Source organism: Haloferax sp. S1W (genome assembly GCF_044593955.1).
Lineage (GTDB): Archaea > Halobacteriota > Halobacteria > Halobacteriales > Haloferacaceae > Haloferax.
The window spans coordinates 2,001,419-2,025,959 of record NZ_CP172595.1; the positions used below are offsets into that span (position 1 = coordinate 2,001,419).

Below are 24,541 nucleotides of genomic sequence, written 5' to 3' on the forward strand. Positions count from 1 at the left end.
CAGTCACCTCCTGGCCCATCGCAATCCACAGGTTACTCATCGTGCTCACCGTCCATTTCGCCGCCTTCCATTCCGTGGCCGCCGCCCGCCCTCCCTGCGTGGACGAAGCCACGAAGCTCTTCGACCTGATGGACCAGAGCGTCACCGTGAAGTGGGTCCTGTTCGGCGAGGTGGTGGATATCCGCCGCCATCGCCGGTTCCCACCCGACCGGGTCTTCTCCCATCTCTCCGTTTTCGCCCCAGATTTCTCCGACGACGACTGCCCCGGCCATCCTAAACATGTGGTGGTTCTGGCAGTAATACAGGTAGACGCCTTTCTGCTGGAACTCGACGCCGAATCCGCCCTCTTGGCCGACGAGACCCACCATCTTCCGATTGAATCGTTCGTCGATAGTGGGGTCGCCGGTGCCGTGCGTTCCGGCCCGATACCCCGAGTCGAAGTGAGAAGCGCCCTCCGGGATGAGGCGCATGAAGAGTCCGTCTGCTCCGAACGACGTGACGGTGTGTGTCCGCCGTTCCGAGAATCCTTCCTCGTGGTAATGTTCCCAGAACACCGTCTGTCCGGGTTCGACCCAGACGACGTGCGGCATGAAGTGGTAGTTGTTGGAGTCGTCGGTCGGTGCAATCGTACTGACGGTCACCGCCTCCATCTCCATGTGCTCGCCACTCGGCATCTCCATCTCTATCTGACTCGGTGACGCCGGATACGACCCATCCGCTGGCGCTCCCTTCGTCATCTGCAAGCCGCGACCCATCACGTACGACATTGAGGCGTCCGTGCTTCCGGATGTCATCGCACACCCGGAGAGCGACGCAACTCCCAGTGCCCCCGTTGCACCACAGAGTTTGAGGAACTGCCGCCTCCCTGCCGTGTTTCTACTCACGGTACCACCCCGGCAGACCGCACCACCCTAGTACCATATTGGAGGCTAGCAGATAGCGTGCTAAAAGTATAGGACGCCTACCGGTTGTGCACAGAACGTGAGAACGAGGTTCGAAGCCGAATACGCCCCCTCACCGCATGGTGAGGTTGGACTGCCGGCTGTCGGTTACGGACACATCGGTGGGGTCGGTTCCCTGGAGATACTGTTCGCCGAATTTCGTGATTCGATATTTGCCTCGGGCGGGACGTTCGACGAGTCCGTGTTCGGTGAGTTCGGTTAGTCGTCGGTTCACCTCTTCTCTACTCCGGCCGATGTTGTGGGCGACGATAGTCGGCGTGAGGACGAGGCGCGAAGACTGGAACAGTTCCAGTATCTCGTCGTCCATGGGAACCATCCAGTCGTCGGGTTGGCGGAGTTGTCCCGGGTCGCGAAAGAGGAGTTCTGTCCACTCCGCCTTGTGCATATCATCTTGTATCAGGTTGTAGAGGCCGACAATGACCAGTACCGCCGCCAACCCGTGGACGAGGTGCGCCAACGCAGGTAGATAGAGGTCCGCCAGTGGTCCCCCGACCGAAAAGAGGAGAAATCCCGAGACGATGAAGTAGATGAACCGCCGGTAGTCCAGAGCGAACCGCTGTGCGTAGACGAGGTAGACGAGACCAACGATGGACAAGAGACCCATGACGAGATTGTAGACGCGGAGTGGGTCGTCAATCATTGGCCTGTCCCGTGACGACGGTGGTTCGAAGTCGGTACTGACACCAGACCATCGTCCAGACGAACAGTGCGACGCCAGTAAAGACGAGGCTCTTGAACACCTGAACGAGGACTTCCGGGTTCGGATACACGAGGACGAACACGTGGTAGAGGGTGAAGACAGCCATCACGAACGAGAGAACGACGACTGCCCGTCCGAACGGAGACTGCCGGAGAGACTCCCACGCGAGGAGCGACAGGATGCCAGCGGTGGTCCCACTCACGAGTGAGAACACCACCGTCAGTGTGTGGAGAGATGCCCCAACCATGACACTAGATAGCAAAGGGGTGAGAACGTAACTATGATTCGGTGGTAGCACGGTTCGAAGACCGAATTCAGGTCATATACATGACAGCAATGGCATCGTAAACTCGAATCGACAATGCGGTGCTGAGAAGGACGAAACCAGCAGTGCCGAAAAGCAACCGTGTTGCTGGTGGCGTTCACCGGAGTATAATTATTACGCCCGGGAGCCGACATCCATGTTAGATGCGAACAATAGATATGGGGCGCGTAGATTCGTCAGTACTCGGTGTCGCACTCGTCGTCATCGGCGTCGTTGCGCTCGTTACTCTTCGGTTCTGGGCGAGTCCGATTGTCGGGCAACTCATCGGTCGCGAGCGAGTCAGCGTCGTCGCGTTCCTCGGTATTCCGTTGTTCTTGTTGCTGGTCGGTGCCGGAATCGTGCTGTTCATCTGGGGACCTGACAGCACCGCCGAGTGACAGTACAGCTACAGTGTCGCAGTACTATTGTTCACATATGACAGTTCGGTACGAGGTAGCTGTAGGCAACCCCGAACTCTCGGTTGTCATCCCATCAGTTCCCGCGAGTGACCACAGTCAGACAGTCGCACATCTCCGAGACCAGACACTCTCGGTGCCCTACGAAGTGCTCGTCGTCGACGACGCGACTATCGACCGGTCGGAAGCTCGAAACATCGGGTTGCAGGCGGCGAACGCCGCTATCGTCGCCCTGACCGACGACGACACCGCCCCACCGCCGGAGTGGTTGGCGACGATTCAGTGGGCGTTTTCGGACGACCCGGACCTCGTCTGTCTCGAAGGCCCCGTCTACGGCGGGTGTCGAAGCACTGACCCTCGCCACTATGTCGGGTGTAACCTCGCGGTGCAGCGGGACGATGCACTCGCTGTCGGCGGGTTCAGAAGCGATTTCTCCGAGTGGCGCGAGGATGTCGAATTCGGCTGGCGAATGGAACGCGATGCGGACGGAAGCTGTCGATTCGAGGAGGCACTGAAGATGCGACACCCGTCGGTTCCGCGGACAGCGTTCGACCCGAACCTCGAACGTCGGCTCAAGCTGGAGTACCCAGAGCGATACGCGACGATTATGGACGCCTCGATTCGTCGGCGAGTGTATCGGTGGGCTCGGTCGGTGGGACTCACACAGCCAGTCCACCGGATGTTGAACGCGGCCGGATACCGACGGAAACCACGCGTCTGAGGGCGCGGGAAGTCAGATAGCGACCAGCAGGTCGGTGGCGTACATCACCACGAGTCCCACAAGGAACGTCACCAGATTCAGCGCCGACCCAACGCGGCCGTTGCGGCGAATCATCCCACGGAGTTCCCAGATGACCTGCAAGATTGCACCCACACCGACGGCGAGGAAGAACGCCCCAAGCGTCGGCGAGAAGGCGAGGCTTCCGAGCCACCCACCGAGGATGACGGGCGCACCGGCAAGGAGGCCGAGGCCGAGGAAATGCGCGACGTGCGGGCGCTCACCGCGTGCGGCGGGGGCGACCACTGCCGGTCCTTCGGTCACGTTGTGAAGCATAAACCCGATGACGAGGAACGCGCCGAGCGAGACGCGGCCGAGCGCAAACGAACTTCCGATAGCCAGTCCCTCGGCGAGGTTGTGCAGACCGATGCCGAGCGCGACGAGGTAGGCGACCCACAAACCGCTCTGTGCGCGGGCGTCGCCGGAGGCGGCGCGTCCTTCCCGCCACGCGCTGACGGACTGCACCGCGAGGAGCGCCCCGATGATACCGAGTGCGACGAGCGCAGTCCCTTCGAACGCGCCGGGAATCTGCTCGCTCAGTTCGAACGCCTCGAATCCGGCGTCGATAGCGAGGAACGCGAGGATACCCGCCGAGAAGGCGAGAATCGCGTGGAGCCAGCGGTCGCTCATCGATTGCAGGAACGGGAACCACAGCATCCCGAGCGCGACGGGGATGACGCCGACGAAGAGACCGATGACGGCCATCGTCCACAGCAGGTCGAACGTCAGCCCCGGCGACTCGCTGGGCGCGACGATGGTGTGGTGGGCCGTACTCCCGTCAGAGAGCACCAGCGCGACTTCGAGGTCCCACCCCGGGTTCCAGTGGTACGGAACGACGACCCGTGCGCTCTCGCGGGGCGCGAGCGTGTTATCGCCGCCCGCACCCGCAACCTCGAAGTTCCAGTAGGCTTCGGCGACGAGGACCTGCGAGATGGTCACTTCCCTCGGACCGTTGTTCGTGACGTGGACGACCATCGTCTCGTCGTTCGGGAACGTCGTGTGCGTCACCGTCACGTCGGGCAGCGGTTCGCCACCGGTGTCGAGCGACGCGAAGGGAGTCGCCGCGAAGAACCCGCCCGCGATGAGGCCGAGCAGAACGATTGGGAGGAGCGCCGCGGCCCATCGGGGAAGCCCCAGCGGGCGTTCGCTCTGTGTAACCCCCGTCCCGCCGTCAGTGCGTGGCGTGCTCATTTAGACCACCTCGAAGAAGCTCATCCACCCGAGTTCGGCGAACTCCGACTGGTGAGCGTGGAACATGTACAGTCCCGGGTCGTGGTTCGAGTAGTCCAGTTCGATGATGCCACGCTGGGCCTGACACTGCATGACAGTATCCACGTTATTCAGCGTCGGCGTCAGCAGCGTGCCGTGGTCGTAGTAGTCGAAGAACTGCGAGTGGGTGTGGAGTGAGTTGATGGGGTCGAACTCGACGACGTTGACGAGGTACACCCGCTGGCGCTGTGTCTTGTCCACCTGAATCGGGCGCTTCGTCTCGCCCGCCTTCCAGTTGCCGTTGCCGTCGGTCTCGCCGACGCCGTAAGCAAACGCGCGGGTGTTGACGGCGTACACCTCGTTGTCGCCGTCGAAGTTGGTGTCGAACCCATTCATCACCATCACCATCTCGTTGACCGCGTCGTTTTCGGGGTACTCGTGGTTCCGAGTCTTGGCCTCGGCGACGAGTTCGTCTCGCAGTTCGTCGGTGATCTGAGACGGGTGGAACTCGCAGTACTCTTCGGGTCGCTCGGCGACTCGTTCGGGGTCCGGGTCGACGATAACCGCCCCGTAGAGACCCCGGTGGACGTGTTCTTTCAGCGGCAGGGTGTGGCAGTGATAGAAGTGACATCCGGCGGGTTGGGCAATCCACTCGTAGGTGAACGACTCTCCCGAATCAAGGACACCGGGACCGTTCGTCGGAATGCCGTCCATCTCCGGATTCAGGTTCCGAAGGTGCGGGTGAATCGTGTGTACGTGACGACCGGCGTTGGAGAACTTCACCCGGACGAGGTCGCCTTCGACGACCCGAAGGGTCGGCCCCGGAACCTGCCCGTTGTACGACCACGCGGGGAACTTGATGCCCGGTGCGATGGTGATTTTCGTGTCGACGGCCGTGAGTTCGAACTCGCGGACGGTGCGGCCGTCTTCTTCGTACACGTCCTGCTTGACGTACTCTTGTCCGCCACGTCCCGTGTTGAACCGAGTGAGGAACTTGTGGGGGTCGAAGTTCCGGTCGCGGTACTCGCCGACGACACCGAAGTTTCCGTGTGAACTGTCGTCGGGACCGGAATCGCCGTGGGCGTCGCCGTCTGCCCGGCCGAGACCGGCGAGCGCAGCACTTCCGGCGAGACCGATGCCGCCGAGGACGGACCGGCGGCTAACCGTGAAATCTGTTTCTACGGAGTCAGCCAGTCGCTGTTCGAGTGTTTCTGAGAGTTCTTTCGCCCGTGCATAGTCTAACGATGGCATCGCCACCACCCCCAGAGTGCGTCGTGGGTCCCCACTGAGTCACCCACCGCATCTTGGAACCGCATGTGAGATATTTAGACGTGTCTAAACAAAAGGTTTGCTTGAAGGATGGAGACAATTCGTGGATAGAAATACCAAGTAATTGTGTCGGAGAATGGCATAGAGTACAAACGTCTCGGGTTAGACGGCAAGAGCTGAGAAAATTCAAGAAATGAAGAAATTCACTGCACAATGACTGTTAATTAAACAACATTATGAATAATTATATATCTTTTTCTGTAGATTATATCTGTGCAACACGCGCTGGCCCTCCCGAAGGAGGACCGCCATACCAGTGTTGAGATCCATGTCACCATCAGACAACAAAGGCGGCGGCAGGCGAACAAATTCTCGACTACGCACCGGCATTTCCCGCCGAGCGATGCTCGGGTTGTTAGGCGTCAGTGGCCTCGGCGCTCTCCCGCAGACGGTCGGCGCGCACCATCAGGGGACGACCGACGACCCCGACTCCGACCCGGAACACGAACTCCACGGCCACGGAGCACCGGACCCGAGTCTCCCGCTCATGGAACACGACTCCGAGACGAGCGGAATCGTCAGCAGCGGGCCGTTCGCCCACGTGACGAAGAACCTCGCCCTCGCGGGGCGCGGCGAGCGTATCCTCCCCGAGGGAACCACCGACGTGTGGACGCTCGACGGCTACGCCTACATCGGGACGTTCAACAACCCGTGTGGTACCGGCGAAGGGTTCGGTGAAGGAAGTCTCGTCGACAACCTACTCGGGCCCGGGATTCCAGTCTTCGACGTACACAATCCCAATCGACCGGAGTACGTCGGCAACATCCCCTCCGTCGAGGGCAGTCGAACCAACGACGTTAAAGTCGCGAACATGAACTCGGGGTCGCTTCTGGTCCACAGCAACGAGGCGTGTGGCGGCGGGCCCGGGGGATTCGAGATATACAACGTCGACGACCCGCTCGAACCCACGCATCTCGCCCACGTGCAGACCGACGACATCAACGCATTCCTGCGACAGAACTTCGAATTCGTCGACTTCGGCGTCCACAACCTCTTTTTCTTCACGCAGGGCGAGCGCGATTACGTCTCCGCAGTCGTCGAAAGCCTGTTCGGGAATTTCCAGATATTCGATATCACCGACCCGACCAGCCCAGAGTTAGTGGGCGCGTGGGGAGCCGAGAGTCTGTTGTTCCCCGCCGTCGATTGGTTCACAACCACCGACTTCGGCGGTGCAATCCTCCCCGCGAACAACTTCCTGTTCGACGGGTTCGGAAGCTCTCAAAATCGCTTCCTGCACGACGTGACCATCAACGAGGAAGGAACCCGCGCGTACCTCGCAAACTGGGACGCCGGGTTGGTACTGTTGGATATCTCGGACCCGACAAACCCAACACTCGTCTCGCAGGCTATCGACCCGAGCGCCGGAGACGGCGAGGTCAACAGCCACAACGCGTGGCCCACCGAGGACGGCAGCGTCGTCGTCGAGACGGAAGAGGACTTCAACCCGTTCACGCTCGAATTCGAGATAGTGAGCGGTCCCAACGCGGGCACGTATCCCGCCGCCGAAGGGGCATTCACGACGCCCATCGGCGACCTCCCGGAAATGACGATGAGCGGACCGACGGTGTATTTCGGACTAGGGTGTGATGGGGACTCCTTCCCGCCTGCCCCCTCTCCGGACCACATCGCGGTTATCCAGCGCGGTGCGTGCCGATTCGACGAGAAGGCCCAGAACGCCATCGACGCGGGCTACGCCGGGATGGTCGTGTTCAACGACGCCGCGGGCGGTGACGCCATCATCACGATGGGTGGCGAGTCGCGGGACATCCCCGGTGTCTTCGTCGGCCACTCGACGGGGCTTGCGATTTTCGACGTGGAGAGTGCCGACGACCTCAGTGTCGGGCAGTCAGGCGCTCCTGTCGAAGTCGAGGCGAAGCCCGAGCGCTGGGGGAACGTCCGCATCTGGGACTACGCAGACGAGTCCAACCCAGTCCTCGCCAGCGAGTTCGACACGGTGTGCAGCGCCAATCCCGTAGACGAGAGTTGCGACCCGCGCGGAACCTACACGGTCCACAACGTCATCGTCGAAGGCGACAAGGCGTACATCTCGTGGTACTCAGACGGCGTGCTCATCCTCGACATCTCGGACCCGTACAACCCGGTCGAGACGGCGCGCTACAGCCCCCGTGGTTCGGAGTTCGAAGCGCAGAACGGCGGCATTCAGGATGTCTGGGGAATCTACAAAGAACCCCGTCGACCGTGGATATACGCCTCTGACCGCAACGGCGGCCTGTACGTCCTCAAAGAACTCGGCTCGGGGTCCGAAAAGCGGGAGAACGAAAAATAACCCCGTACTCGCGTGGTCAGTCCACGTGAAGCCGCACGCGTTCCGAACACTCCCGGACGGCGCATAACCGCAGAGCCGGCCGGGGTTAGTGTTCGTGGCCGAGCATGGTGTTGACCTGCTCGTTCAGCATTGCTATTTTCGATGCGACCCGTTCGGACATGTCGCTTTGGGGCGCGGCGAGTCCCGGCTGTCCGTGGGGGTCGGGTCTGCCGACGAGAATGCTTCCAATCATCCCGAGTTCCTCGTGTGGCGCACAGTAGATGTCGTAGACGCCAGCCTGTTCGAAAGTGTGTTCGAACGTTGCGCCGTCCTCGGTCAGCAACCCACTGTCGAACGATGCCGCACCCTCGGGAATGCGGCTCGGTTTCCCGTTGTCGGAGTGGTATGCAGTTGCCGTGTGCATACCGCTCTCGTTGACGAACGTGGCCGTTCCGCCGACTTCGACCCACGCGACGTGCGGGTGGAAGTGCTCGCCCGTATCGAGACTCTGCATCAAGACTTCGACGTGCGGTGCTGGCCCTTCCGTTCCGTGCCCACCTTCGCTGTGGGTGTCCTCCTCTTCGTGATGTACCTCCGGTTCGTGATGGTCGTCGGCCGCTGTCTCCTCGCCGGAGTGGTCTTCCTCCTCGGAATGACCATCTTCGTCGTGTGTTTCGGTGGCGGTCGGAGTCGTGGTGTCGTCAGCCTCACCCACCTGTTCGTCTGCTGTCGGACCCGTGCCGGTGCATCCCGCAAGTCCCGTGACTGTTGCTGCCCCCACGCCCGCAAGGAAGACTCGACGGTGAATTTCGATTGTTGACATGCTTTCCACCTTCGGCTAGAGAGTAGGGCTAAAGAGAGATAGTCACGCAAGCACATTTGCCGGGTCAGAGAAACGGCCCACAACATATATATCAAGTAGACGAAGGTTTGAATGTGACAGAGGCTGCGTCCGCAGGAGAGGACGAAGACGATGAATCTGCGCTCTTCGACCTGCTGGCGGACGAATACGCCCGGACCATCCTCGTTGCAACCAGTCGGAGAGCCATGTCAGCAAAAACTCTGAGCGAACAATACGGGATGTCACTCGCCACGGTGTACCGGCGCGTAGAGCGGCTCCAAGCGTTCGGGTTTCTCATCGAGCAGACGGAAATCGACGCGCTCGGCGGGCACCACCACAGCGTCTACGAGGCAAACCTCGACCACATCGACATCGACCTCCTGGACGGAGAACTCGCCATCCGAGTTCGGCTCCGCGAAGACGCCGCAGACCGGCTTGCTCGGTTGTGGCGCGAGATTCGAGGTGGGTAGATGCACACCGAACTCGTCATCGCGAAACTCGTCACGATGGGCATCGGCCTCGTCATCGCGGCCACCGCCTACCGTGGGTACAGACGCACTGAACGCTCTTCGATGCTGTATCTCTCGGTCGGCTTCACCATCATCAGCATCGGGTCGGTGATAGAGGGTATTCTCTTCGACGTCCTCCACTTCTCAATCTTCTGGGCAGGTACCGTTCAGACCAGTATCGTCGCCGTCGGAATGCTGGTCATCCTCTACTCACTGTACGGACCGTCAGAGAGCTATGCGCCCGACGAACTCCGCCGAGGAAACAACAGGAAAAGGAGAGGCGAGTAACAGAGGGTGCTGTCGTCGTCCACAGCCAGACCGTAACGCAACACCCCACTCACACGCCAGCGAGAACGTTTAGCCACCGACCGTACTCGTCGATGCTGACGGTACTGAAGCCCGCGTCGTCGAGGAGTGACCGAATCTCACCGGGACGGTAGCGTTCGAAGTACCGGCCATCGTCGTCGTACCCACTCTCGTCGCCGTGCTTCAGCGAGAGATAGAGAACCCCGTTAACCGCGAGGACCCGCCTGAACTCACGGAGCGTCTCCGGTGCGTCCGCTCGCGGAACGTGGAGAAACGACGCGCAACTCCAGACACCGTCGAACAGGCCATCACGAAACGGGAGTCGTCGCATGTCGCCGCGGACGAACGAGGCGTCGGGGACCGCAGTCCGGGCCGACTCGACGAACGACGCCGTGAGGTCGAACCCGGTCACGTCGAAGCCGTCGTCGCTGAACGTCTCAGTATCGATGCCGGGGCCACATCCAACATCCAGCACGTGGTCACCGGAGAGAGCCGCGTAGAAGTCGCCTCCGAACCGAGCAGCGACGGATTCAGAGCGGTATTTCTCGACGAACGCGTCCGAGTTACCCTCGTAGATAGCCGACGTTCGAGAGACTTCGTCCATACGAACCCGTCACTGACGGGGATTGTCAAACCATCGACACTGGAGGGCAGTAGCGGATGCCGAACGTTACTTGACGTGGGGACGCTCCGGCACCGGCTCGGCCAGCGGCCAGGTCACGTCGGAGCGAATCCAGGCTCTCGGGTCCCGTGGGTCGCAGATGACGAGCGCCTCACCGTCCCAGTAACTGATACACCGGTTCTCCGAGGAGGGAGTCTGTCGTGAGTCTATATTCATACTCTCTGAACAGTATTTCTGCGTCTGAGGAAGTGAACGACCAGCATCGTTCCCAGGGTTCGAGAACGAACTTACTCCAATTCGAGGGCAAGGCCGTGCGATATAATCACATGCAACAACCCTAGTCACAGCGTTTTTGTGTCGCTCCTGACTCGGACGTGGTAACTGACTGGAGCGCCTGTCGCGGTGCTCAGCGGAGGAGACGAATGCGCACAGAAGCACGAGAACTCACGACCGAACAGACCGAACAGACCGAACAGACGATTCCCGCCCTCGACGACGTCGCAGGCTACGAGGACGGACAGGACTTCGTTATCTGCGACACAAAAAACCCGAACGCGTGGATTCGCTCCGACGAGACGCGACCGCTCTCGAACTAAGACTGGCTTACCGGCAGTCCTGGCAGACGTAGTCCGTTCCCGGCCCCAGATGCTCTATCTCCGGTTGCGCGATGTATGCACCGCACTCCATGCACTCGGTCCAGTAGACCATGTAGTCGTGTTCGAGGACGCGCCCGCCGGTGATGCCCGCGTCTTCCGACTCGCGGCTGATGACGATGTGTGTGTCGGTGATTTCGACGACCGTTCCATCGAGACTGGCGTGTTGGGCGTTGCTGATGCCGTCGCTGCCGGGGACTGCAACCATCTCGCCTGCCGTAACCGTCTGTCCCAGCGAGACAATTGGCCGACTCTGGTCGACGAGTGAGCCGAATCCGGGGTTGGTGATAAGCGGGATGCGAACCTCGTCCGGTTCGAGCGAACTCGGTTCGGTCTCGTGGTCGCCAGTCCAGTCGCGGGCGTTGAGTACGTTGATGCGTTCGTTGCCCAGCGTGTTCTCTTCGACTTCGTCTCTATCGAGGACGAGCAGGCAGTTGGTGCGCTTTGTGATACCGAACTCGTCGGGTGATCCCTCGATTTCGAAGCACCACCCCGGCCCACCGTCGGCGAGTACCTCGTCGTCTCTGAGGTCGTCGGGCGACCGGCCAGCCGCTTCGAGCAGGTCCGACGCCGGTGTGCCAACCGGCACCTTGAGGAATCGGTGACGGGGCACGTTGCCGTCGACGTGGACGTACTTGTGGGTCACCGAGTTGCCACCTTCCAGCGCCCGGTAGATGTTGAACATCGTCTCCGTGTTCTGGACGAGCCATCCCTTGTCCATCGGCAACTCGTTGCGCAGCGCCACGTCGGCCACGATTCGGAGCAGGACGCTCTCCATCCCGTACTCGTATCGGTCCTCGGTGTATGCGATGACGAGACCGGACTCCTCGGAGGGGTCTAACGGGAGGTCCTCGGGCATGAGCACCGTCGCGTCAGTCGCAGCTTCGAGGTTTTCCATCCACCGCTTGCGGTGCTTCGCTTTCGCACAGACCACGATGCGTTCGAACCGGTTGTCGAGAAGCAGGTCGAAGAACTCGGCGTATCGCTCGGCGTGCGTGTCGGCGAGCCACTTGTCGATGTAGTAGTTTGGCTCGCTCTCCTGATGATTCATCAGCAGCGACGACACCTCGTCGACGCGTTCCCACTTCGCGTGCGTCGGGAATCCGGCACCGCCCGCCCCTGCGATACCGGCGTTCTTGAGCGTCGTGGCGAGTTCTGATACGTCGGCCTGTCTGAGAGTCTGAAGGCTCACGCTCATATTTCTAATTAATAATATGCACCGATTGTCTCATACCAGTTTCGTTATTCATAACAAATATGGAATGATTGCTAGATAATAACAAACAATATCTCGATTCGTCTCGGATTCTCGCGCCACGATACGGCGGACAGAACTGACGAGCTGCTTTCGGCGGGCGGGAGCATCCTCGTCGGCTACAGCCCGAACCTCCACGTCCAGTTACCCGAGCGTCGGGCTTCGAAACTCGGATTCGTGCTGTTCGGCGGGGGCTACGCTATCGCCGCCGCGGGCTGTGTCGCGCCCGTGTTTCTGGCGATTGTCCTCCGGGCGGTGACGTTCCCACCCGGTCCGGCGCTCGTCGTCCTCAGCGCGTATACGGTTGGCTTCGGCGGACTCCTCCTCGGTGCGACTGTCGCGATTGCGGTCGGCCACAGAGGACTTCTGGACTGGCTCGGGCGGCGACAACGGTACCTCGATGCAGTCGCTGGCGTGGTGCTCGTCGGCGCGGGGGTCTGGCAGGTAGTGGTTGCTCTCTGAGACGGTTACGTCCGGTCGCGGGTGAGCGTTCCGAGCGAGAGTGCCGCGACGATAGTCAAGAGGTCGAATGTGACCAATTCGAGCGCGAACCTCCAAAGGCGGATGGCGAACAGGTCAAACGAGATGGAGCGCCAAAATGCGCGCCGAGCGAGAAGTTCCAGCGAGAGATTACTCGCGCCCGTCCGAAAGAGGTGGGTTCCGGTGGTCTGTCCAAGAAGCGTCCCAGTAAGTGTGACGACGACGACTCCGGGGAGAATAGATTGTACGTCGAGCGGCGAGTCGAATCGGCGAGCGACGACGAACAAGACGACGAATAGGACAATCGGTTCGAACAGAAAGGCTCCCGCCCCGTATGCAACCCACTCGAACGACGAGAGACTCACTGTGTGATGATACACGCCGCGAAGGTGGGCTTCGTACATCGCGACGAAACCGCCGAAAAACAGGATGAGAGCTATCACCCCGAGCGTGATTGCGACGTTCCGGTCACGATAAGGGTCGAGGAGGGACGAGTAGCGGGACATCGTCTCCACGGTACTCTGGATTCGACATGTATCTTTGGTGCCACTGTCGCACTCATACTCGGCTCCAGCCGATTCGATAACAGGAACGTATGGGCCCCATGGGGTTCGAACCCATGACCACCCGGTTATGAGCCGAGCGCTCTGACCAGACTGAGCTAGGGGCCCTCGGTCGATTCTTTCCCCCGGTTCCTCTTATGTCTTATCAGAAGGCGTCGCCGGGAGCGGCCACGACAGACCATCCGCTCACGACGCGAGAAACGGAGAAGCGCCGCCGCCAGGACTCGAACCTGGGACCACCTCGTAGCTGCGGAAGACAGCCGAAACTGAATTCCCTAACAGCGAGGTGCTCTACCAACTGAGCTACGGCGGCTCTCATCTCACAGTACCGACGACGTATTGAAGTGGATTTCGTTTTGGGGTGAGGGAAACAGCTAGGTCCCAGCAACGTGAGCAAATAGCATGTGCGATGATGCGCTTTACTTCGAGCAATTGGGAGAGCCGCAACTTCGAGGACAGGCATCTGAAGCGATAGTCAAAGCGGCTTTTCTCCGTCGAGGAATTCCAGTTCTCGTTCCAGAATACGACAATGAACCATATGATATCGTCATCCAGTTTGGAGAGGGCTTTCACCGGCTCCAAGTCAAAACTGGATACGACACCAACGAAGGAACGATCACGTTTGAGACAGTGAGCACACGTTCCCGTTCGGACGGATACGAGCGGTCAGATTATCAGGGGATAATCGACTACTTCGTAGTGTACAGCCCAACACTCGAGCGGACGTATTTGGTTCACATCGACGATGCTGCATCGGGCAAAATGCAACTTCGATACGAGCCCCCAGCAAACAATCAGCGTGTTGGAATTAACTGGCACGAAGATTACGAACTCGAGACAGTACTTGGGACACTCTCGGCCAAAGAAACTACTCAGGAACGTTGAAAGTGAGAGAAGCGCCGCCGCCAGGACTCGAACCTGGGACCACCTCGTGGCTGCGGAAGACAGCCGGAACTGAATCCCCTAACAGCGAGGTGCTCTACCAACTGAGCTACGGCGGCTTTCGTCTGCACTCCTTCGTATTCGACGTTTCTTGATAGGGCTTTCGTTTCCGCCCGACGGCTGGCGGGTGCCATCGTCTCACGCGGTCGCGACAGCACCGTCACGCTTTCGCCCGCAGGCGCGGAAGCGTCGGCCATGACGAATTCGGACCTCGATGCAGTCGTTGCCGCGGTCCGCGAGCGTATCGACCCCGACGAGGAGGAACGTCGGGCGCTCGCCGATGCGGCGGCCGAACTGGAGGCGCGCGTCCACGACGCCCTCGACGACCTGCCGGTGGACGCCGAAGTGCTCCAAGTCGGCAGCACCGCCCGCGGGACGTGGCTCTCCGGCGACCGAGATATCGACCTCTTCGTTCGGTTTCCCGATGACCTCCCACGAGACGAGTTAGAATCCTACGGCCTCGACATCGGCCACGCCGTCCTCCCCGACGGCCACGAAGAGTACGCCGAACATCCCTACGTGAAAGGCGACTACGACGGCTTCGATGTGGACCTCGTCCCCTGTTATGACGTGCCCACGGCCTCCGATATTCGCTCGGCGGTCGACCGCACCCCCTTCCACAACGCCTACCTCGTCGAGCACCTCGACGACGACCTCGCGGCCGACGTGCGCGTGTTCAAGCGCTTCCTCAAGGGTATCGGTGCCTACGGGAGCGACCTCCGCACCGAGGGCTTTTCGGGCTATCTCGCCGAGTTGCTCATCGTCGAATACGGCGGCTTCGAACCGCTCCTTCGCGCCGCCACCGACTGGCACCCCCCGGTCGAGTTCGACCCCGAAGACCACGGCACGCGCTCGTTTTCGGACCCGCTCGTCGTCATCGACCCGACCGACCCCGAGCGAAACGTCGCGGCCGTCTGCTCGGCCGAAAACGTCGCGCGCCTGCAACATTACGCCCGCGACCTGCTGTCGAATCCGCGCGAGGCGCTGTTCTTCGACTCCGCGCCATCCGCACTCGACGCCGACGGAGTCCGAAAACACATCGAGCGACGCGGTACGACGCCGCTCGCCATCGTCTTCGACGCACCGGACCTCGTCGACGACCAACTCTACCCGCAACTCAGAAAGTCGCTCTCGGGCGTCACAGACGGCCTCAACCGGCGCGGGTTCGACGTGTTCCGGGCGGCGACGTTCGCCGGCGATGATGGCGTTCTGTTCGTCGAACTCGCGGTTTCCGAACGCCCTGCGGTCGAACGACACGTGGGGCCGCCGATTCACGTCCGCCAGCACGCCGAAGGCTTCTACGGGGCCTACGCCGAGGACAACGACCACTACGGGCCGTTCCTCCACGGCGACCGCTTCGTCGTCGAACGAGAGCGCGACTTCACGTCGGCGACCGACTTCGTCACGAGCGACGCGCTGTTCGACGTGGCGCTCGGAAAGCACATCGAATCGACGCTGCGAGAAGACGGCTACGAGGTGCTCGTCGGCGACGAGGTGGCCACCCTCGCCGAGTCCTTCGGTGCCGAGTTGGGTCGGTTCTACGACCCGAGACCGTGAACGTCGCGAATCTCGTCGACTAACTCGACGTTGTTTTCGTTCGGTTCTTCGTCGGGGTCCATCGCAAGTCGGCCGTCGAACGTCTCGTGGACGATAGCGACACCCTCGGAGAGCGTGTCGAGACCGTAGCCACCTTCGAGGACGAACGCGAGCGCAGTATCGGTGTCGTCACAGAGGTCGCGGACACGTTCGGTGAGCATCGCGTACCCCTCCGTCGAGACGCGCATCCGTGAGATTGGGTCGTGTCGGTGCGCGTCGAACCCGGCGCTCACGATGAACAGGTCGGGGTCGAACCGTTCGACGGCGGGGGCGATGGTCTCCTCGAACGAGTAGACGTAGTCGGCGTCGCCCGCACCGGCCCGAAGTGGGACGTTCAGTGTCGTCCCCTCGGCACCGTTCGCACCCGTCTCTTCGACCTCGCCGGTCCCGGGGTAGAGACCATCTTCGTGAATCGAGGCGTAGAACACGTCGTCACGGTCGTAGAAGATGTCCTGCGTTCCGTTTCCGTGGTGAACGTCCCAGTCGAAGATGGCGACGCGCTCGGCGAGGTCATCGTCGATGACGGCCTGTGCGGCGACGGCCGCGTTGTTGAAGAAGCAAAACCCCATCGCGTCGTCTTCGACGGCGTGGTGGCCCGGCGGTCGGCCCAAGGAGAAGGGCGTTTGGCGGCCGTTGTCGCCGGAGAGGGCGGAGCGGGCGGCCCACTCGGCGAGTCCCGCGGAGGCGAGCGCGGCGACCCACGTCTCCTCGACGGCGACGGTGTCTGGGTCCCAGTTGCCGCCGCCGCCGCGGCAGAAGTCGTGGAGTTCGTCCACGTAGTCGTCGTCGTGGACGGCCGCGACGGTCGATTTGACGGCGGGCGGGGCGTCGACGTATTCGATGCCGTGGCGTTTCGCCAGTCCGCGCCGAATCGCCCGGAGTCGGTCGGCAGTCTCTGGGTGTCGCGCCCCGGTATCGTGGTCGAGACACGATTCGTTGTAGCCGAAGCGCATTATTCGAAGAGGGAGAAGTAAGTCTCGATGTCCTCGGCTTGCACGGTTCGGCGACCAGCGTGGTGGGTGAGTTTGACGGCGGCACTCGCCACGTTCGTCGCGTAGTCTTCGAGGATATCGGCCAGTGCGATTCGAGCATCCATCGCGACCCGGTAGCGGTCGTCGATTTGGAGGCGGGCGATGCGGTCGATTGGCGCGACCGGAAGTTCGAGGTCGTCGCGGTTGACGACCTGCTGGACGCCGAAGTCCTCGGCCATCAACGTCTTGCGACCGTCTTCAGTCGCCCGTTCGGCCGCGTCGACCGCCAGGTCGGCGCCATGGTCCTGAATCCGGCGCGCGAGTTCCTCCGCGGCACCTGCGCTGACGCGAAGATTTCCCGAGTTCCGCCGGATAATCGCGTCTACCGGGGCGAACGGTAGCTCGACACTCATACCCACATATCGGGTCCGACCGGCGTATAATCCTTTCCGTAGCGGCCTCGCTTGGATTTTACAAACCGCGGCGCTCACGCCGATACCGCGTCACCGACTGAGCCGAACAGTCTCCCATAGAGCGTGTGGCTACCGCTTCGCGCCGGTGTGGACTTCGACCGAGTCGGCGCTGATGCGGCCGTCAGTCTCCGGGCCACTGACTGTCACTTCGTCGCCGAGACCGAGGTCGGCGTCGGTCTCGACGGTCTTCGTCTCCGTCCCATCGTCGAGGATGACGGGGGTTCCGGCCTGTACGACGGTCCCCGTGAACTCGACGACTTCGCCACTTGGCGACGCCGAGGAGGTGGACGACTGCGTGCTCGACTGGGCCGACGCGGGCGACCCGCTCGACTCGCCCGAGAACGCACCGAGACCCTGTGAACTCGTCTGGTCCGCGTCGGTGTCGCTGTCGCCGCCCGCGCCTGCGGGGGCTTCGTCCATGACGGTGACGGACGAACGCCATCCGGCAGACGCTTCGAGGTCTTCCTGCCAGCCGTCTTTTATCTCCACGTCGGTGAGGACGACGTAGTCAGCGAGGTCGACATCGGTGTCGGCCTTCTCGCCCCAGAGGGCGACGCGGATGTCGCCGGTGTCGTCGCGGACGCGAATGTTTCGAACCTGCCCCTCGGAACCGTCGTCGCGGTCGAAGGTTCGCTTGGGGTCGGCTTCGATGACGCCACCAGCGATGTCGACCGTCTGGCCGAGTTCGAGAGACCCGATGTTGGCCGTTTCGGGGACGTACTCGATATCCTCGTCGATGACTTCGACGGCACCGCGCGACCCGACGTGAAGTTCGAGCGAGCCATCGCGCTCGCGGACGTAGCCGTCGACGACTTCGACCGACTGGCCAGCGTCGAGTTCTTCGGCGAGGTCGGCGCGTTCGTCCCACATTGTGACGCGGATGCGACCGGTGGCGTCGCCGAGAGAGAGGTTCGAGACGCGGCCTTCGGAGCCATCGTCGCGGTCGAACGTCCGGACGGTTCCGGCGTCCAGAATCTTCCCTTTGAGGTTCACGTCCGAGAGGCCCAGCGCGAGGTCTTCGACGCGATAGGTGTCGAGCACCTTGACATCGACTTCGGCGTCGGGGTCCACTTCGACCTTGCTCGCACTGACTTCGACGCCGCTGTACCCGTCTTTGGGGCGGCCAGCGACGCGCAGGACGGTCCCGACTTCGAGGTTCTCTTCCGCGCCAGCGGCCATCTCGTCCCACAGCGAGACGCGGATGCGGCCCGTCTCGTCGGCGACTTCGATGTTGACGACTTTGCCGTCTTCGTCCTCGCCGTCGCGCTCGAAGGTTCGAACGTCGCCGATGCTGACGACCTTGGCGAGGAACTTCACGTCCTCCATGCCGGGTTCGATGTCGGCGATTCCGTTGACCTCCTCGTCGCGGAGTTCGTGGGCGATGAGCATCGCCGCCGTCTCCTCGTCGGCGAGACCGCCCATCTGTTCGACCTTATCCTTCACCGCGGCTTCGAACTCCTCGAACTCGACATCCGTGTCGAGGTCGTCGTAGACATCTTCGATGACGCCCATCAGGCGTCACCTCCACTGACGAGGGGTACTCCTCGTCGCAGAACACACGTCGTACTCATTCTATGCACGAACAGGGAAGGCCGGCGCTTAAGCGTTGTTTTCCTCGTGATTAGAGCTTCGAAAAGCCCCCTCGAATCGAGCGACATAGCGGTGGTGGGGCCGTCTTCGGTGATGAACCTTCGGAGCGGCTCCGGCCGCCCCTCTGGCGGGGTGCGTACATCCGCGACGGCGTGGTCTCACGCGCCGTCGAAGTTGATACGGGCCACCTCGCGGCGGCCGTTCACGTCGTCGTGCTCGACCACGATTTCGCCCGGGAGACCGTTCTCGAACTGGAGTCGAGCCTCGTATCCGAGCGGTTTCAGCGCCTCGGTACACGCCTCGTCGGGGTCGCGGTCGTCCACCGTCTCGACGAAGAGCATTGCCACGTCGGAGTCTGGGTCGTAGTCAGAACCGCCGAGTCGGGCGACGGTACAGCCGTTTGCTCCCCAGAGACAGCCCTCGACGAGGACGCCCGACGAGATATACGTCGCGCGTGCGGCACCACCTTGTGGACACTCCGTGTCGTGTCGCGGCGAGAGCGACTGGTCGACCAGTCGCGGTTCTTTCGGTGTTGGCGTCGGGGTTGTGGTGGTCGTCGTTTCGGTTCCGTCGTCGCCAGCGTCGTCACTCGTACACCCTGCGAGGGTGGCACAGAGGCTTGCAGTCCCGGCCAACAGGGTACGGCGTTTCACGGCCCGAGGTACGGCGGGACGGGAGAAAGTCCTTGTGTCACAACACGTTTCGACCGTGTCACGCGGCGTGAAGTCGTATCTGTGTGCGCCTCCCCGTGCCGTGGTCCCGCGGTTCACTGGGAGTTCACATCGTAACCGTCTTAAGTAACCGTCGAGTACCGGAGAGTGCAGCAAGACAGTCCTGATAGGGTAGTGGACTATCCTCCTGGCTTGCGGAGCCAGGGACCGGAGTTCAAATCTCCGTCAGGACGTTTTCCTTCCGAAACAACACCTCCGAGAGACCGCTGTGTCTCTCGGTCTTTCGGCGGTGAACGGACACCGAGGAGTTTGAACAGGGAGCGGAGCAAGCGTAAGCGAGCGTAGTGAGTGAGTTCAAATCTCCGTCAGGACGTTTTCCTTCCGAAACAACACCTCCGAGAGACCGCTGTGTCTCTCGGACTTTTGTAGTGACCGTACACAGCGGAGATTTGAATAGCGTCTCACGGTGTTCAAATTTCCGTCAGGGCATTTTCGTTCCAAACACAGAACCAGTGCTACTGCTACGAAACAGCGCCGCCGCTATGTGACCCGAACCAGCAAAACGTGACGTCTCACTCGTCTTCGTATGGTGGTTCGAGGCGGGGTGCGTCGTCGTCACGGTGAGTGACAGACGAGGCAGCGGGGGAACTCTGTGGGCGGGGTCGAGGGGCCTCCTCGGTCCGAGGTTTCACCGACCATTCGTCGTTGCAGTCGGGGCAGTAGTTGCCTTTGTACGCTCTGGAGAACAGGTACGCATCTCCACACCGGATACAGACTGGCGAGGGACTCATTGGTCGACACCTCGAACGAGGGTTGAGAGGGCAGTCATGTGCTAACACTCCACATATGTTCCGAAGAGGGATAAGCATATACACCCTACCAATTTCGGGGCGGTCCTTTTCCCGCGGAATCTTTACTCGTCCGCGACGAACGGCGCGCATGGACGATTCGCTTCGCGCCGGTATCGCCATCTACAACGCCGGGTCGTTTCGGGCGGCCCACGGCGCGTGGGAATCGAAGTGGCTCGCCCTCCCGGACGGGAGCGCCGACGAGCGATTCCTCCACGGACTCATCCAATTCACAGCGGCCGTTCACCACGCCCGAGACGAGAACCGCTCCGGAGCGACCGGGTTGGCCGAGACCGCACAGGGCTATCTCGACGGGTTAGCAGACGACTACCGCGGCGTGAATCTCGGCGAGGTTCGGTCGTATCTCTCGAAACTCGAACGCGACCCCGAGGCAACCGTCCGGGATGGTCCGCTGGCGCTCCGTCACGGGGGGGACATCGTAACCTACGACGACCTCGACTTCGACGCCATCGTCGTCGCCGCCGAGACACTCGCCGAAGAGGTGGACGGGTTCGACGAGGCAGTCGTCGAAGACGCGATTTCGTACGCTCGCGAGGAACTCGACGACGGGACACAAACGCAGTACACTGCGCAGGTGTTCGATTTCGTCCAAAACGAGGAGCAACGAGGACTGGTCTACCAGCGGATGGAAGAACACGTCCGCCGAAAACGGCGACGCGAAGGCGACGTGGAAGGCCTCTTCGACTGAGTACGCCTAACGCTGGCCGTCGCGGCCCCGCCGCTCGACCAGCGACGATACGAGGTTGGACTCGATTCGTTGCAGATGCTCGCTCACGGTTCCCGGTGCCACCGAGAGTTCGGCGGCGATATCTCGATGCGTCGCCTCTCGGGGCACTTCGTAGTAGCCAGCCCGTACCGCGGTGTCGAGAACCTCTCGTTGGCGGTCGGTCAAGGCCGAAAGCGGGTCGTGGACGGACGCTCGGTACTGTCCCGTCCGAACGAGCGAGACATCGATTTCGGCGGGAATCGTCGCGATAGCCTGACTCAGTGCGTCCTCGGTGCCGAGCAGCGTGAGTTGCGCAGCGAGGTTCCCGTTGGTTCGGTGGAACGAAACCGGCCACGTGAGAACGACAGCGTGGTCGAAGATGACCGCCAGCAGTCTGTCCATGAGTGGCGACGATTCGTAGTGGATGTACGCGATGCCGTCTGCCGAGATATCGAACGCGCGCACTTCGGAAATCGTTTCGAGAATGTCTCTGGCGGCGTCGAGGTCGCCCCGGAGGTGACTCAGTTCAGCGTAGCCGTCGTCGCCGACCGAGTTCACGTAATGGAGCGACTCGATAGTGATTCCCTCGTCGCCGGTGAACGCGGCGGTCAGCGGGTGCAGTTCGGTGTCGTCCCATCCGAGCGTCAGCGTTGTGTATCTCATCGTCTCCTCGCCACCGAGGATGGTCTGCTCGTTACCACCGAAGGTGGCCGTCGTTGGACGTACGTGAACGCGTTATAAAATCACCTCGTATGCTCGGGGTCAGTCTCAATTCGTTCAGGGCGAAGTATTAGATATGGCAGCAACCGCCTCCCGACGAATCGCACTCCTGTTGACCCTCGTCACGCTCTTGCTCGTCTCACTCGCCCCGTGGGGGCCAATCGAGACGCGGTCGTTCGCGCACCTCTCTCCTGCCGTCTACTGGGGATTCAACGCCTTTCTTATCCTGTTGGGTCTGGGGAGCTTCGCCACTGCCTATCGTCTCTGGACGGGGACTACCGACGCACTGCTCGCCGCAATCGTCGCGGGCGTGCTGTACATCGCCGTGTACGTCCTCGATTTGGCTGGCATCTTCCCGACATCGCCGGATTCGATGCCGCCGCTACTGCTGGCTATCGAAGTCGTTGACTCACTGCTCGCGCTGGTGCTCGTGGTGTACAGCTACTGGGTCTGGAACCGGGCGACGCCGAAGCGTCCCCGAACCGAGACGCGCGCCTCCTGAGGGCGGCGTCCGAACCGTATTGCCAAAAATTAGGCTTCGTCCAGCGGTTCGCCCTCGAACGTGAACTCCGCGGAGTTGTCCTGCGGGTCGTAGCCGAGCACTTCACGGGCGCGCTCGATGGAGTAGTACTTGCGGTCGTTGTCAGAGATACCGTAGACGATTTCGAAGTCGTAGTCGGTGTCGATGCAGCACGCAAACAGCGTCGCACAGTCGCGGTAGGAAAGCCACATCGCCTGCCCGCGTTCGTACTCCTTCGGCGGATGGTGTTGTGTGAGGTTGCCGATACGAACGTTCACGACGGAGATGTCGTGGTGGTCGTGATAGTATCGGCCGAGCGTCTCACCAGTCGCTTTGCTCACACCGTAGAGGTTGCTCGGGCGGGGGAGTTCGGTCCCGTCGAGCCTGAACTCGTGGTGGGGTCGGTACATATCCGGAGTCCGATCGTCCGTCTCGTAGGCGCCGACAGCGTGGTTCGACGAGGCGAAGACGAACTTCTCGACGCCCGCGTCGATAGCCGCCTCGTACATGTTCTGCGTGCCGTCGATGTTGTTCCGAAGGACACTGTCCCACGGTGCCTCGGGACGCGGGTCACCGGCGAGGTGGATGACGACACCGACGCCCTCGATGGCGTTTCGGATGGCAGTCTCGTCGGTGATGTCCGCGACGTAGACGTTCGTCTGGTCGACGGACTCTGGAATCTTCTCGTCAGACAGCGGCTCGCGGTCCAGCAATCGCCAGTCGTAGGCGTCGCCGATGTGCCCCAGTATCGCCTGGCCGACGCGCCCGCCAGCCCCCGTCAGCAAAACCGGCTTGTCCATTCGAGTCTACGTCCGACAAGCGGGACTAAGTAAGGACCGGTTCTCGCCCGCGAGCGGCCCGACCGGCGAACTTTAGAGGCGAGCGACGGATTCCCAGACATGGTCACCGACCCGCAGTCCGCCTGTTTCGAAGCGGGCATCAAGTTCGGTTCGCTCTATCACCAGTTTGCCGGGACGCCCGTCTCTCCGGACAGCGCTCGGAGCCTCGAACGCGCGATGGAGGAATCCATCGAGAACCAACCCCACTGTGAGTCGGTCTCCGTGAACATCCTCGACGATGCCCTCGAAGCCACACTCGCCGACTCGGCGGCCGACTACACCGAACTCACGGGGTCGCTGATGCGCGTCGAGATGCGAATCGAGTACGAGGACGTGACCGTCCGCACGAAGATGGAGATGGAAGACGGCTACCCGCTGATGAAACTCGTGTCGGTCGAGGAATGACCCCGCGAATCGCCGCTCGTGGAATCGTCGTCGACGAGGGGAAACTGCTGACCGTCCAGTACCGCTCCGGCGACGACGTGTGGTACTTGACACCCGGCGGCGGACAACAACCGGGAGAGACACTCGCAGAGACCGTTCGGCGTGAAGTCCGCGAAGAGACCGGATACGAGGTTTCGGTGGAGTCACTCGCGTTCGTTCGGGACTTCATCCCGTCGAACCACGGCACGGAGGGAGACGAGGATGAGGGTGGAGACACGGACGCCGACCACCGCGTCGACCACTTCTTTTGGTGCGAACTCGTCGACGACAGCCCGTCGAAGCCGACGGTGGAAGATGCCATGCAAGCAGGCGTCGCGTGGCTTTCGCCCGCTGAACTCTCCGAATGCTGGTTCTTCCCACGTGAACTCACCGACCCGCTTCAGGGTCGATTGGAGTCGGGAACTCGGGATGCTCGATATCTGGGAGACATTCGCTGAGCAAATCGGGCGCTACTGGGACCGAGTCACTCGATTTCACTTTCACTTTCGGGGTCGTTTTTAAACCCCCACGTGCCGAATGTGCTGGCATGAGTCAAAGCACGCTCGGCGACGACGACCTGTTCGGAGAGGCAGCAGCGGAGATGCGTGCCGACGTCGAGGAACATCTCGACGAGGCCCGCGCGGCACTGCCCGATGCGGACGACGTGTGGGAGGCCGAAGCGGACAACATTCTGGGCGTCCTCAACGGCCTCCGCTCGTCACTGGACGTGGACGGTGCCGCAGAGCACGTCCGACAGGCCAAGAAGTGGTTCGTCATCGGACAGCGCGCCGAGGCGTTCGACGACCCGGAGGACCTCGAAGAAGCCATCGAGGAACTGCAGGAACTCCTCGAGATGGTCGAGGAAGCACACGAACTCGTGGGCGAACTCACCAACACGATGCCGCAACTCCGCGGTGCTCTCACCGAGGCCGCCGAGGCAGCAGCGGCGGACGACGAAAGCGAGGAAGAAGAAGAGGAAGAGGAAGAGGAAGAGGAAGAAGAAGAAGAGTAAAAGGAGGAAGAATAAG

At 61.6% G+C, this 24,541-nt stretch carries 31 protein-coding genes and 4 tRNA genes; 15 read left to right on the plus strand and 20 right to left on the minus strand.

What is annotated here, in order from left to right:
- Positions 1-32: 32 nt before the first annotated feature.
- The 3 genes from ACH9L7_RS10425 to ACH9L7_RS10435 form a co-directional block, all read right to left on the minus strand.
- Entirely contained in the window at positions 33-884 is an 852-nt protein-coding gene (locus ACH9L7_RS10425) for a plastocyanin/azurin family copper-binding protein (protein WP_396610647.1), read from the minus strand.
- Positions 885-1,014: 130 nt separating this feature from the next.
- Complete coding sequence (locus tag ACH9L7_RS10430) at positions 1,015-1,602, minus strand: type IV toxin-antitoxin system AbiEi family antitoxin domain-containing protein (protein ID WP_396610648.1); 588 nt, start codon at positions 1,600-1,602, stop codon at positions 1,015-1,017.
- On the minus strand, positions 1,595-1,909 hold the full coding sequence (locus ACH9L7_RS10435) for a hypothetical protein (RefSeq protein WP_396610649.1): 315 nt from the start codon (positions 1,907-1,909) through the stop codon (positions 1,595-1,597). The genes ACH9L7_RS10430 and ACH9L7_RS10435 overlap by 8 nt, the downstream gene beginning before the upstream one ends.
- Before the next feature lie 221 nt (positions 1,910-2,130).
- Between ACH9L7_RS10435 and ACH9L7_RS10440 the strand changes: the two genes are divergently transcribed.
- Positions 2,131-2,364: a hypothetical protein gene (locus ACH9L7_RS10440; protein ID WP_396610650.1), complete on the plus strand. Its 234-nt coding sequence runs from the start codon at positions 2,131-2,133 to the stop codon at positions 2,362-2,364.
- 37 nt (positions 2,365-2,401) lie between these two features.
- On the plus strand, positions 2,402-3,103 hold the full coding sequence (locus ACH9L7_RS10445; protein ID WP_396610651.1) for a glycosyltransferase family 2 protein: 702 nt from the start codon (positions 2,402-2,404) through the stop codon (positions 3,101-3,103).
- A 12-nt stretch (positions 3,104-3,115) separates the two neighbouring features.
- On the opposite strand, the gene ACH9L7_RS10450 is transcribed toward ACH9L7_RS10445, so the two are convergent.
- Both ACH9L7_RS10450 and ACH9L7_RS10455 read right to left on the minus strand, forming a co-directional pair.
- Positions 3,116-4,351 (minus strand): ZIP family metal transporter, encoded by a 1,236-nt coding sequence (locus ACH9L7_RS10450; protein WP_396610652.1) that lies wholly within the window; start codon positions 4,349-4,351, stop codon positions 3,116-3,118.
- Positions 4,352-5,620: a multicopper oxidase domain-containing protein gene (locus ACH9L7_RS10455; protein WP_396610653.1), complete on the minus strand. Its 1,269-nt coding sequence runs from the start codon at positions 5,618-5,620 to the stop codon at positions 4,352-4,354.
- Between the two features lie 421 nt (positions 5,621-6,041).
- Here ACH9L7_RS10455 and ACH9L7_RS10460 point away from each other — a divergent pair, with 421 nt between their 5' ends.
- Positions 6,042-7,985 carry a PA domain-containing protein gene (locus ACH9L7_RS10460; protein WP_396610654.1) on the plus strand — a complete coding sequence of 648 codons (1,944 nt, stop codon included), beginning with the start codon at positions 6,042-6,044 and terminating at the stop codon, positions 7,983-7,985.
- An 85-nt stretch (positions 7,986-8,070) separates the two neighbouring features.
- Here ACH9L7_RS10460 and ACH9L7_RS10465 read toward each other — a convergent pair whose 3' ends face one another.
- Positions 8,071-8,787 (minus strand): plastocyanin/azurin family copper-binding protein, encoded by a 717-nt coding sequence (locus ACH9L7_RS10465; RefSeq protein WP_396610655.1) that lies wholly within the window; start codon positions 8,785-8,787, stop codon positions 8,071-8,073.
- A 113-nt stretch (positions 8,788-8,900) separates the two neighbouring features.
- Between ACH9L7_RS10465 and ACH9L7_RS10470 the strand changes: the two genes are divergently transcribed.
- Together ACH9L7_RS10470 and ACH9L7_RS10475 are read left to right on the plus strand one after the other, a co-directional pair.
- Complete coding sequence (locus tag ACH9L7_RS10470) at positions 8,901-9,275, plus strand: HTH domain-containing protein (RefSeq protein ID WP_396610656.1); 375 nt, start codon at positions 8,901-8,903, stop codon at positions 9,273-9,275.
- Positions 9,276-9,602: a hypothetical protein gene (locus ACH9L7_RS10475; protein WP_396610657.1), complete on the plus strand. Its 327-nt coding sequence runs from the start codon at positions 9,276-9,278 to the stop codon at positions 9,600-9,602.
- Positions 9,603-9,651: 49 nt separating this feature from the next.
- Here the strand turns inward: ACH9L7_RS10475 and ACH9L7_RS10480 are convergent, their stop codons facing one another.
- Both ACH9L7_RS10480 and ACH9L7_RS10485 read right to left on the minus strand, forming a co-directional pair.
- Positions 9,652-10,224, minus strand: coding sequence for a class I SAM-dependent methyltransferase (locus ACH9L7_RS10480; RefSeq protein WP_396610658.1), 573 nt, complete (start codon positions 10,222-10,224; stop codon positions 9,652-9,654).
- A 66-nt stretch (positions 10,225-10,290) separates the two neighbouring features.
- Positions 10,291-10,458 carry a hypothetical protein gene (locus ACH9L7_RS10485; protein WP_396610659.1) on the minus strand — a complete coding sequence of 56 codons (168 nt, stop codon included), beginning with the start codon at positions 10,456-10,458 and terminating at the stop codon, positions 10,291-10,293.
- A gap of 206 nt (positions 10,459-10,664) precedes the next feature.
- On the opposite strand from ACH9L7_RS10485, the gene ACH9L7_RS10490 reads away from it, so the two are divergent.
- A complete protein-coding gene (locus tag ACH9L7_RS10490) occupies positions 10,665-10,838 on the plus strand; it encodes a hypothetical protein (RefSeq protein ID WP_396610660.1) in 174 nt (57 codons plus the stop codon).
- A 7-nt stretch (positions 10,839-10,845) separates the two neighbouring features.
- On the opposite strand, the gene ACH9L7_RS10495 is transcribed toward ACH9L7_RS10490, so the two are convergent.
- Positions 10,846-12,093, minus strand: a complete 1,248-nt coding sequence (locus ACH9L7_RS10495) for an NADH dehydrogenase subunit (protein ID WP_396610661.1) — start codon at positions 12,091-12,093, stop codon at positions 10,846-10,848.
- Between the two features lie 234 nt (positions 12,094-12,327).
- Here ACH9L7_RS10495 and ACH9L7_RS10500 point away from each other — a divergent pair, with 234 nt between their 5' ends.
- On the plus strand, positions 12,328-12,612 hold the full coding sequence (locus ACH9L7_RS10500; protein ID WP_396610662.1) for a hypothetical protein: 285 nt from the start codon (positions 12,328-12,330) through the stop codon (positions 12,610-12,612).
- A gap of 5 nt (positions 12,613-12,617) precedes the next feature.
- Here the strand turns inward: ACH9L7_RS10500 and ACH9L7_RS10505 are convergent, their stop codons facing one another.
- From ACH9L7_RS10505 to ACH9L7_RS10515, 3 genes are all read right to left on the minus strand, one after another.
- Positions 12,618-13,136, minus strand: coding sequence for a hypothetical protein (locus tag ACH9L7_RS10505; RefSeq protein WP_396610663.1), 519 nt, complete (start codon positions 13,134-13,136; stop codon positions 12,618-12,620).
- Positions 13,137-13,226: 90 nt separating this feature from the next.
- A tRNA-Ile gene (locus tag ACH9L7_RS10510) sits at positions 13,227-13,301 on the minus strand.
- A 101-nt stretch (positions 13,302-13,402) separates the two neighbouring features.
- Positions 13,403-13,506: transfer RNA gene (locus tag ACH9L7_RS10515), tRNA-Asn, on the minus strand.
- An 89-nt stretch (positions 13,507-13,595) separates the two neighbouring features.
- Here ACH9L7_RS10515 and ACH9L7_RS10520 point away from each other — a divergent pair.
- Positions 13,596-14,078: a group I intron-associated PD-(D/E)XK endonuclease gene (locus ACH9L7_RS10520; protein ID WP_396610664.1), complete on the plus strand. Its 483-nt coding sequence runs from the start codon at positions 13,596-13,598 to the stop codon at positions 14,076-14,078.
- Positions 14,079-14,090: 12 nt separating this feature from the next.
- Here ACH9L7_RS10520 and ACH9L7_RS10525 read toward each other — a convergent pair.
- Positions 14,091-14,194, minus strand: a tRNA-Asn gene (locus ACH9L7_RS10525).
- A 136-nt stretch (positions 14,195-14,330) separates the two neighbouring features.
- Between ACH9L7_RS10525 and cca the strand changes: the two genes are divergently transcribed.
- On the plus strand, positions 14,331-15,692 hold the full coding sequence (gene cca, locus ACH9L7_RS10530) for a CCA tRNA nucleotidyltransferase (protein ID WP_396610665.1): 1,362 nt from the start codon (positions 14,331-14,333) through the stop codon (positions 15,690-15,692).
- Here cca and ACH9L7_RS10535 read toward each other — a convergent pair.
- The 4 genes from ACH9L7_RS10535 to ACH9L7_RS10550 form a co-directional block, all read right to left on the minus strand.
- The gene (locus ACH9L7_RS10535; protein WP_396610666.1) at positions 15,674-16,684 is read right to left on the minus strand and encodes a histone deacetylase family protein; all 1,011 of its coding nucleotides are present in this window, start codon (positions 16,682-16,684) and stop codon (positions 15,674-15,676) included. The two genes, cca and ACH9L7_RS10535, sit on opposite strands and share 19 nt — an antisense overlap.
- Positions 16,684-17,115: a histone gene (locus ACH9L7_RS10540; RefSeq protein ID WP_396610667.1), complete on the minus strand. Its 432-nt coding sequence runs from the start codon at positions 17,113-17,115 to the stop codon at positions 16,684-16,686. The genes ACH9L7_RS10535 and ACH9L7_RS10540 overlap by 1 nt, the downstream gene beginning before the upstream one ends.
- Positions 17,116-17,244: 129 nt before the next feature.
- The gene (locus ACH9L7_RS10545) at positions 17,245-18,687 is read right to left on the minus strand and encodes a single-stranded DNA binding protein (protein WP_396610668.1); all 1,443 of its coding nucleotides are present in this window, start codon (positions 18,685-18,687) and stop codon (positions 17,245-17,247) included.
- A 236-nt stretch (positions 18,688-18,923) separates the two neighbouring features.
- On the minus strand, positions 18,924-19,418 hold the full coding sequence (locus ACH9L7_RS10550) for a hypothetical protein (RefSeq protein ID WP_396610669.1): 495 nt from the start codon (positions 19,416-19,418) through the stop codon (positions 18,924-18,926).
- 178 nt (positions 19,419-19,596) lie between these two features.
- Here ACH9L7_RS10550 and ACH9L7_RS10555 point away from each other — a divergent pair.
- Positions 19,597-19,669: transfer RNA gene (locus ACH9L7_RS10555), tRNA-Arg, on the plus strand.
- Between the two features lie 339 nt (positions 19,670-20,008).
- Here the strand turns inward: ACH9L7_RS10555 and ACH9L7_RS10560 are convergent.
- On the minus strand, positions 20,009-20,227 hold the full coding sequence (locus ACH9L7_RS10560) for a hypothetical protein (RefSeq protein ID WP_396610670.1): 219 nt from the start codon (positions 20,225-20,227) through the stop codon (positions 20,009-20,011).
- Between the two features lie 148 nt (positions 20,228-20,375).
- Between ACH9L7_RS10560 and ACH9L7_RS10565 the strand changes: the two genes are divergently transcribed.
- Positions 20,376-20,993, plus strand: a complete 618-nt coding sequence (locus tag ACH9L7_RS10565) for a DUF309 domain-containing protein (protein ID WP_396610671.1) — start codon at positions 20,376-20,378, stop codon at positions 20,991-20,993.
- A gap of 6 nt (positions 20,994-20,999) precedes the next feature.
- Here ACH9L7_RS10565 and ACH9L7_RS10570 read toward each other — a convergent pair whose 3' ends face one another.
- Positions 21,000-21,674 carry a helix-turn-helix domain-containing protein gene (locus ACH9L7_RS10570; protein ID WP_396610672.1) on the minus strand — a complete coding sequence of 225 codons (675 nt, stop codon included), beginning with the start codon at positions 21,672-21,674 and terminating at the stop codon, positions 21,000-21,002.
- A gap of 133 nt (positions 21,675-21,807) precedes the next feature.
- On the opposite strand from ACH9L7_RS10570, the gene ACH9L7_RS10575 reads away from it, so the two are divergent.
- Entirely contained in the window at positions 21,808-22,233 is a 426-nt protein-coding gene (locus tag ACH9L7_RS10575; RefSeq protein ID WP_396610673.1) for a hypothetical protein, read from the plus strand.
- Between the two features lie 29 nt (positions 22,234-22,262).
- Here ACH9L7_RS10575 and azf read toward each other — a convergent pair whose 3' ends face one another.
- A complete protein-coding gene (azf, locus tag ACH9L7_RS10580) occupies positions 22,263-23,051 on the minus strand; it encodes an NAD-dependent glucose-6-phosphate dehydrogenase (protein WP_396610674.1) in 789 nt (262 codons plus the stop codon).
- Positions 23,052-23,150: 99 nt separating this feature from the next.
- Between azf and ACH9L7_RS10585 the strand changes: the two genes are divergently transcribed.
- The 3 genes from ACH9L7_RS10585 to ACH9L7_RS10595 all read left to right on the plus strand — a co-directional run bounded on the left by ACH9L7_RS10585 (position 23,151) and on the right by ACH9L7_RS10595 (position 24,525).
- Positions 23,151-23,495 (plus strand): dihydroneopterin aldolase family protein, encoded by a 345-nt coding sequence (locus ACH9L7_RS10585; RefSeq protein ID WP_396610675.1) that lies wholly within the window; start codon positions 23,151-23,153, stop codon positions 23,493-23,495.
- Positions 23,492-23,971 (plus strand): NUDIX domain-containing protein, encoded by a 480-nt coding sequence (locus ACH9L7_RS10590; protein WP_396610676.1) that lies wholly within the window; start codon positions 23,492-23,494, stop codon positions 23,969-23,971. The genes ACH9L7_RS10585 and ACH9L7_RS10590 overlap by 4 nt, the downstream gene beginning before the upstream one ends.
- A gap of 89 nt (positions 23,972-24,060) precedes the next feature.
- A complete protein-coding gene (locus tag ACH9L7_RS10595) occupies positions 24,061-24,525 on the plus strand; it encodes a DUF5790 family protein (protein WP_396610677.1) in 465 nt (154 codons plus the stop codon).
- The last annotated feature ends 16 nt before the right edge of the window (positions 24,526-24,541 follow it).

What these genes read in the sequence shown, in the direction of transcription:
- ACH9L7_RS10430 (WP_396610648.1), bottom strand. Translation starts at nt 1,602, where the DNA reads ATGATTGACGACCCACTCCGCGTCTACAATCTCGTCATGGGTCTCTTG.
- ACH9L7_RS10455 (WP_396610653.1), bottom strand. Translation starts at nt 5,620, where the DNA reads ATGCCATCGTTAGACTATGCACGGGCGAAAGAACTCTCAGAAACACTC.
- ACH9L7_RS10485 (WP_396610659.1), bottom strand. Translation starts at nt 10,458, where the DNA reads ATGAATATAGACTCACGACAGACTCCCTCCTCGGAGAACCGGTGTATC.
- ACH9L7_RS10590 (WP_396610676.1), top strand. Translation starts at nt 23,492, where the DNA reads ATGACCCCGCGAATCGCCGCTCGTGGAATCGTCGTCGACGAGGGGAAA.
- ACH9L7_RS10435 (WP_396610649.1), bottom strand. Translation starts at nt 1,909, where the DNA reads ATGGTTGGGGCATCTCTCCACACACTGACGGTGGTGTTCTCACTCGTG.
- ACH9L7_RS10490 (WP_396610660.1), top strand. Translation starts at nt 10,665, where the DNA reads ATGCGCACAGAAGCACGAGAACTCACGACCGAACAGACCGAACAGACC.
- ACH9L7_RS10535 (WP_396610666.1), bottom strand. Translation starts at nt 16,684, where the DNA reads ATGCGCTTCGGCTACAACGAATCGTGTCTCGACCACGATACCGGGGCG.
- ACH9L7_RS10595 (WP_396610677.1), top strand. Translation starts at nt 24,061, where the DNA reads ATGAGTCAAAGCACGCTCGGCGACGACGACCTGTTCGGAGAGGCAGCA.
- ACH9L7_RS10545 (WP_396610668.1), bottom strand. Translation starts at nt 18,687, where the DNA reads ATGGGCGTCATCGAAGATGTCTACGACGACCTCGACACGGATGTCGAG.
- ACH9L7_RS10475 (WP_396610657.1), top strand. Translation starts at nt 9,276, where the DNA reads ATGCACACCGAACTCGTCATCGCGAAACTCGTCACGATGGGCATCGGC.
- ACH9L7_RS10540 (WP_396610667.1), bottom strand. Translation starts at nt 17,115, where the DNA reads ATGAGTGTCGAGCTACCGTTCGCCCCGGTAGACGCGATTATCCGGCGG.
- ACH9L7_RS10560 (WP_396610670.1), bottom strand. Translation starts at nt 20,227, where the DNA reads ATGAGTCCCTCGCCAGTCTGTATCCGGTGTGGAGATGCGTACCTGTTC.
- ACH9L7_RS10495 (WP_396610661.1), bottom strand. Translation starts at nt 12,093, where the DNA reads ATGAGCGTGAGCCTTCAGACTCTCAGACAGGCCGACGTATCAGAACTC.
- ACH9L7_RS10575 (WP_396610673.1), top strand. Translation starts at nt 21,808, where the DNA reads ATGGCAGCAACCGCCTCCCGACGAATCGCACTCCTGTTGACCCTCGTC.
- cca (WP_396610665.1), top strand. Translation starts at nt 14,331, where the DNA reads ATGACGAATTCGGACCTCGATGCAGTCGTTGCCGCGGTCCGCGAGCGT.
- azf (WP_396610674.1), bottom strand. Translation starts at nt 23,051, where the DNA reads ATGGACAAGCCGGTTTTGCTGACGGGGGCTGGCGGGCGCGTCGGCCAG.
- ACH9L7_RS10445 (WP_396610651.1), top strand. Translation starts at nt 2,402, where the DNA reads ATGACAGTTCGGTACGAGGTAGCTGTAGGCAACCCCGAACTCTCGGTT.
- ACH9L7_RS10505 (WP_396610663.1), bottom strand. Translation starts at nt 13,136, where the DNA reads ATGTCCCGCTACTCGTCCCTCCTCGACCCTTATCGTGACCGGAACGTC.
- ACH9L7_RS10570 (WP_396610672.1), bottom strand. Translation starts at nt 21,674, where the DNA reads ATGAGATACACAACGCTGACGCTCGGATGGGACGACACCGAACTGCAC.
- ACH9L7_RS10465 (WP_396610655.1), bottom strand. Translation starts at nt 8,787, where the DNA reads ATGTCAACAATCGAAATTCACCGTCGAGTCTTCCTTGCGGGCGTGGGG.
- ACH9L7_RS10440 (WP_396610650.1), top strand. Translation starts at nt 2,131, where the DNA reads ATGCGAACAATAGATATGGGGCGCGTAGATTCGTCAGTACTCGGTGTC.
- ACH9L7_RS10460 (WP_396610654.1), top strand. Translation starts at nt 6,042, where the DNA reads ATGCTCGGGTTGTTAGGCGTCAGTGGCCTCGGCGCTCTCCCGCAGACG.
- ACH9L7_RS10565 (WP_396610671.1), top strand. Translation starts at nt 20,376, where the DNA reads ATGGACGATTCGCTTCGCGCCGGTATCGCCATCTACAACGCCGGGTCG.
- ACH9L7_RS10520 (WP_396610664.1), top strand. Translation starts at nt 13,596, where the DNA reads ATGTGCGATGATGCGCTTTACTTCGAGCAATTGGGAGAGCCGCAACTT.
- ACH9L7_RS10480 (WP_396610658.1), bottom strand. Translation starts at nt 10,224, where the DNA reads ATGGACGAAGTCTCTCGAACGTCGGCTATCTACGAGGGTAACTCGGAC.
- ACH9L7_RS10585 (WP_396610675.1), top strand. Translation starts at nt 23,151, where the DNA reads ATGGTCACCGACCCGCAGTCCGCCTGTTTCGAAGCGGGCATCAAGTTC.
- ACH9L7_RS10450 (WP_396610652.1), bottom strand. Translation starts at nt 4,351, where the DNA reads ATGAGCACGCCACGCACTGACGGCGGGACGGGGGTTACACAGAGCGAA.